The sequence below is a fragment of the Amaricoccus sp. genome (assembly GCF_036846665.1).
In the GTDB taxonomy this organism is placed as follows: domain Bacteria; phylum Pseudomonadota; class Alphaproteobacteria; order Rhodobacterales; family Rhodobacteraceae; genus Amaricoccus.
Genome location: NZ_DAIUBO010000270.1, coordinates 1 through 4,514, shown reverse-complemented (window position 1 = coordinate 4,514; position 4,514 = coordinate 1). Strand labels below are relative to the sequence as shown.

Below are 4,514 nucleotides of genomic sequence, written 5' to 3'. Positions count from 1 at the left end.
GCGGGCGCCGGCGTGCCGGGCTGGCCGACCTCCATGTGGATGATCGAGCGCCCCGCCGCCTCCGCGGCCCGCGCCGCCTCCATGACGTCCATCACAATGAAGGGATCGACCTCGCCCCGGCTTGAACTTCGCACCCTGGGTCTCCTAGGATCTGCCGCGCCCCCTTCAGCCATGATTTCCCGGCGGGCGCAACCGACGGAGACGACGACCTGCGGCTGCGGATTCTCCTGCTGGGCCTTCTCGCGCTCGCCGCCTCCCTCTCGGGGGCGGCGGCGCAGAGCCTCGTGCGCGATGCCGAGGTCGAGCGCACGCTGGCGCGCATCGCCAATCCGGTCTTCCGTGCGGCCGGGCTCAATCCCGCCTCGGTGCATGTCTATATCGTCAACGACCGCGAGCTGAACGCCTTCGTGGCGGGCGGGCAGAACATCTTCCTCTTCACCGGCCTGCTCGCGCGGCTCGAGACGATCGACCAGCTGCGCGCGGTGATCGCCCACGAGACCGGCCATATCACCGGCGGCCACCAGGCGCGCCGCGACCAGGCGATGAAGGGCGCGCGCGGCATGGCGCTCATCGGCATGATCGGGGCGGCGGCGGCGACGGCGGGCGGCAGCCCCACCGCCGGGCTCGCCATCGCGAGCAGCAGCCGCCAGGCGGCCGAGCGCAGCATGCTCGCCCACAACCGCGCCGAGGAGGCGAGCGCCGATCAGGCCGGGATCCGCTACATGGCCGCGGCCGGCAGCGACCCGGCGGCCATGCTCGAGGTGCTCGACCTCTTCCGCGGGCAGGAGGCGCTGATGCCCTCGCGCATGGACCCCTATGCCCTGACCCACCCGCTCTGGAGCGAGCGCATCGCCCTCCTGGAGCAGAAGACCGCCACCCTGCCCCACGGCGACGGGCCATCGCCCGAGGATGTCTACTGGCACGCCCGCATGGTCGCCAAGATCACCGGCTTCCTCGGGCGCCCGTCGGAGGTCCAGCGCCGCTATCCCGCCGGCGACGGCTCCGAGGCGGCCACGCTCGCCCGGGCGATCGCCGCGCACCGCCGCCCCGACCCGGCGCGGGCCGCGGCCCTGGCCGATACGCTGATCGCCGCGCGGCCCGAGGATGCCTATTACCACGAGCTGAAGGGCCAGTTCCTGCTCGAATCCGGCCAGGCCGGCGGGGCGGTCGCCGCCTATCGCGCGGCGGTCGCGCTCGCCCCCGCCGAGCCGCTGATCCTCGCCGGCCTCGGCCGCGCCCTGCTCAACCTCGAGGATGGCGCGGCCGATGCCGAGGCCCGCGCGGTGCTGACCCGCTCCGCGGCCCTCGACAAGGCGAATGCGGGCGTGTACCGCGACCTCGCGCTCGCCGAGGCGCGTCTCGGCGACGAGGGCGCGGCCTCGCTCGCCACGGCGGAACGCTTCGTGCTCGAAGGCCGCTTCGCCGATGCCGAACGCCACGCCGGCCGCGCCGCCGGCCTGCTGCCCGCCGGCTCGCCGGGCTGGCTGCAGGCCCAGGATGTGATCACCGTCGCGCGCCGCGCGCAGAAGTGAGGTTGCCCATGCGATTCCCCTCCCTCCCGACCCTGGCCGTCCTGGCGGGCCTCGCCGCAGCGTCGCTCGCGGCGCCGGCGGGCCAGGCCTCCGAGACGCTGTCGGAGGCCGATCGCGCGATGCTGCACGCCGAGATCCGCGCCTATCTGCTGGAGAACCCCGAGATCCTGCGCGAGATGGTCGCCCTGCTCGAGGAGGAGGGCAAGGCCGCCTCCGCCGAGGCCGATCGCGATCTCGTCGCGGCCCATGCGGCGGCGATCTTCGACGACGGCTTCTCCTATGTGGGCGGCAACCCGGAGGGCAGCGTCACCGTGGTGGAATTCCTCGACTACCAATGCGGCTTCTGCCGGCGCGCCCATCCCGAGCTGACCCGGCTGATCGCGGAGGACGGCGACATCCGCTGGATCGTCAAGGAGATGCCGATCCTCGGCCCCGGCTCGGAACTGGCGGCCCGCGCCGCCATCGCCACTCTGCTCGCCGAAGGCCCCGAGGCCTATGGGACGCTGCACCACCGGCTGATGGGCCTGCAGGGCCCGATCGACGACGCGGTGCTCGACGAGGAACTGACCGCCGCCGGCCTCGACCCCGCGGCGATCCGCGCCGGCATGGAGGCCGAGGAGGTGACCCGCCGCCTCGCCGGGACGCGGGCGCTCGCCGAGAGCCTCGCGGTCTCCGGCACCCCGACCTTCGTCTTCGGCGACCAGATGGTGCGCGGCTATCTCCCGCTCGACCAGATGCAGACCCTGGTGGCGGCGCTGCGCGAGAGCGAGTGATCAAGACTCCACGGGAAATTTCCGCACTTTCCTCTTTCGCGGGCGCAGCCTATAGAGGATCCTGCCGGGACAGGGGCCGGCCAGGCCCGCACATAACAAGAACAGAACATGAGATGAGCAAGCGACCCCAGGATTCCGACGTCGATTTCATCCAGGCCCTGGCGGAGATGCTGCGCGCCAACGACCTCACCGAGATCGAGGTCAACCGCGAATACGGCGACGCCGACTCGCTGACCGTCCGCGTCGCCCGGCAGATACAGCATGCCGCACCGGTGCTCGCCGCGCCGGCGCCCGCGCCGGCCCCCGCCGCCCATGCCGCGGCAGCCGCCAGCGCGGCCTCGACGCCGCCGCCGGCGCTCGACCCGACCGAGGATCCCGGCGTCGTGCCCTCGCCCATGGTCGGCACCGCCTATCTCCAGGCCGAGCCCGAGGCGCCGCCCTTCGTCAAGGTCGGCGACGCGGTGACCGAGGGCCAGACGATCCTCATCATCGAGGCGATGAAGACGATGAACCAGATCCCCGCGCCGCGCGCCGGGCGGGTCAAGCGGATCCTGGTGGAGGACGGCTCGCCGGTCGAATTCGGCGCCCCCCTGATCATCCTGGAATGACGCGGCCGAGGGCCCGGAGACCCCGATGTTCAAGAAGATCCTGATTGCCAACCGGGGCGAGATCGCGCTCCGCATCCACCGCGCCTGCAAGGAGATGGGCATCGCCACCGTCGCGGTGCATTCCACCGCCGACGCCCATGCCATGCATGTGCGCATGGCCGACGAGAGCGTCTGCATCGGCCCGCCGCCGGCGACGCAGAGCTATCTCTCGGTGCCGAACATCATCTCGGCCTGCGAGATCACCGGCGCCGAGGCGATCCACCCCGGCTACGGCTTCCTCTCCGAGAACGCCGCCTTCGTGCAGATCGTCGAGGACCACGGGCTGACCTTCATCGGCCCGACTTCCGAGCACATCCGGCTGATGGGCGATAAGATCACCGCCAAGGAAACCATGCGCGACCTGGGCGTGCCTTGCGTCCCGGGCTCCGACGGCGGGGTGCCGACCCTCGCGGCGGCGCAGCGGGTGGCGGGCGAGGTCGGCTTCCCCCTGATCGTGAAGGCGACCGCCGGCGGCGGCGGCCGCGGCATGAAGCTCGCCCGCGGCCCCGAGGATCTCGCGCAGGCCTTCCAGACCGCGCGCTCCGAGGCCAAGGCCGCCTTCGGCAACGACGAGGTCTATCTCGAGCGCTACCTCGGCCGGCCGCGCCACATCGAGATCCAGGTCTTCGGCGACGGCAAGGGAAATGCCGTGCATCTCGGCGAGCGCGACTGCTCGCTGCAGCGCCGGCACCAGAAGGTGTTCGAGGAGGCGCCCTCCCCGGTCATCGACGCCGCGACCCGGGCGCGCATCGGCCAGATCTGCGCCGAGGCGGTGGCGCGCATCGACTACGCCGGCGCCGGCACCATCGAGTTCCTCTACGAGGACGGCGAGTTCTTCTTCATCGAGATGAACACCCGCCTCCAGGTCGAGCATCCCGTGACCGAGGCGATCTACGACGTCGACATCGTCCAGGAGCAGATCCGCGTGGCGGCCGGGCTGCCGATGTCCTTCACCCAGGACGACCTCGTTCCCGCCGGCCATGCCATCGAATGCCGGATCAACGCCGAGCGCCTGCCGCAGTTCACGCCGAGCCCCGGGCGGATCCGCACCTATTACGCGCCGGGCGGCCTCGGGGTGCGCATGGACAGCGCGATCTACGACGGCTACGTGATCCCGCCCTATTACGACAGCCTGATCGGCAAGCTGATCGTGCATGCCCGCACCCGCGACCTCGCGCTGGCGCGGCTGCGCCGGGCGCTGTCGGAGCTGATCATCGACGGCGTGGACAACACCATGCCGCTCTTCCACGCCCTGCTCGACGAACCCGACCTCCAGTCCGGACGCTACGACATCCACTGGCTCGAGAAATGGCTGGCGCGCGAAAGCTGATGCCGGCTCCGGCAGCTAGCCGCGAGCCGGCCAGTGGCATCCAGACGGTCCGCCTGTCCTTCGCGGATTTGGCGCGAGACAAATCCGCGCGCATCTTCCTGCCTGCGGCAACGTCCTCGCGCCCGGGGCCTCCGCGCTCGCGCGTTCCGCTCGAAAGGCGCGCAATGCCGCCACACATCCCGCCCGTGCGCCAGCACGGGCAGCGCCCGCCCGCCCCCCAGGCGGGCGCTTC

4 protein-coding genes and 1 pseudogene are annotated in these 4,514 nt (G+C 71.8%); 4 read left to right on the top strand and 1 reads right to left on the bottom strand.

Translation table 11 applies throughout. The annotated features are described in order from the left end of the window. A pseudogene (locus V7050_RS18385) lies at nt 1-134 on the bottom strand (pyridoxal phosphate-dependent aminotransferase); the annotation flags it as partial. Between the two features lie 150 nt (nt 135-284). Here V7050_RS18385 and V7050_RS18380 point away from each other — a divergent pair. From V7050_RS18380 to accC, 4 genes are all read left to right on the top strand, one after another. Further along, complete coding sequence (locus V7050_RS18380) at nt 285-1,532, top strand: M48 family metalloprotease (RefSeq protein ID WP_324410980.1); 1,248 nt, start codon at nt 285-287, stop codon at nt 1,530-1,532. A gap of 8 nt (nt 1,533-1,540) precedes the next feature. Next, nucleotides 1,541-2,305: a DsbA family protein gene (locus tag V7050_RS18375; protein WP_324368273.1), complete on the top strand. Its 765-nt coding sequence runs from the start codon at nt 1,541-1,543 to the stop codon at nt 2,303-2,305. A 113-nt stretch (nt 2,306-2,418) separates the two neighbouring features. Continuing rightward, entirely contained in the window at nt 2,419-2,913 is a 495-nt protein-coding gene (gene accB, locus V7050_RS18370) for an acetyl-CoA carboxylase biotin carboxyl carrier protein (protein ID WP_324368275.1), read from the top strand. A 25-nt stretch (nt 2,914-2,938) separates the two neighbouring features. Beyond that, on the top strand, nt 2,939-4,282 hold the full coding sequence (gene accC, locus V7050_RS18365; protein WP_324374550.1) for an acetyl-CoA carboxylase biotin carboxylase subunit: 1,344 nt from the start codon (nt 2,939-2,941) through the stop codon (nt 4,280-4,282). Nucleotides 4,283-4,514 lie beyond the last annotated feature (232 nt).

Coding starts and splice junctions, on each gene's coding strand:
- V7050_RS18375 (WP_324368273.1), top strand. CDS start 1,541: ATGCGATTCCCCTCCCTCCCGACCCTGGCCGTCCTGGCGGGCCTCGCC.
- accB (WP_324368275.1), top strand. CDS start 2,419: ATGAGCAAGCGACCCCAGGATTCCGACGTCGATTTCATCCAGGCCCTG.
- accC (WP_324374550.1), top strand. CDS start 2,939: ATGTTCAAGAAGATCCTGATTGCCAACCGGGGCGAGATCGCGCTCCGC.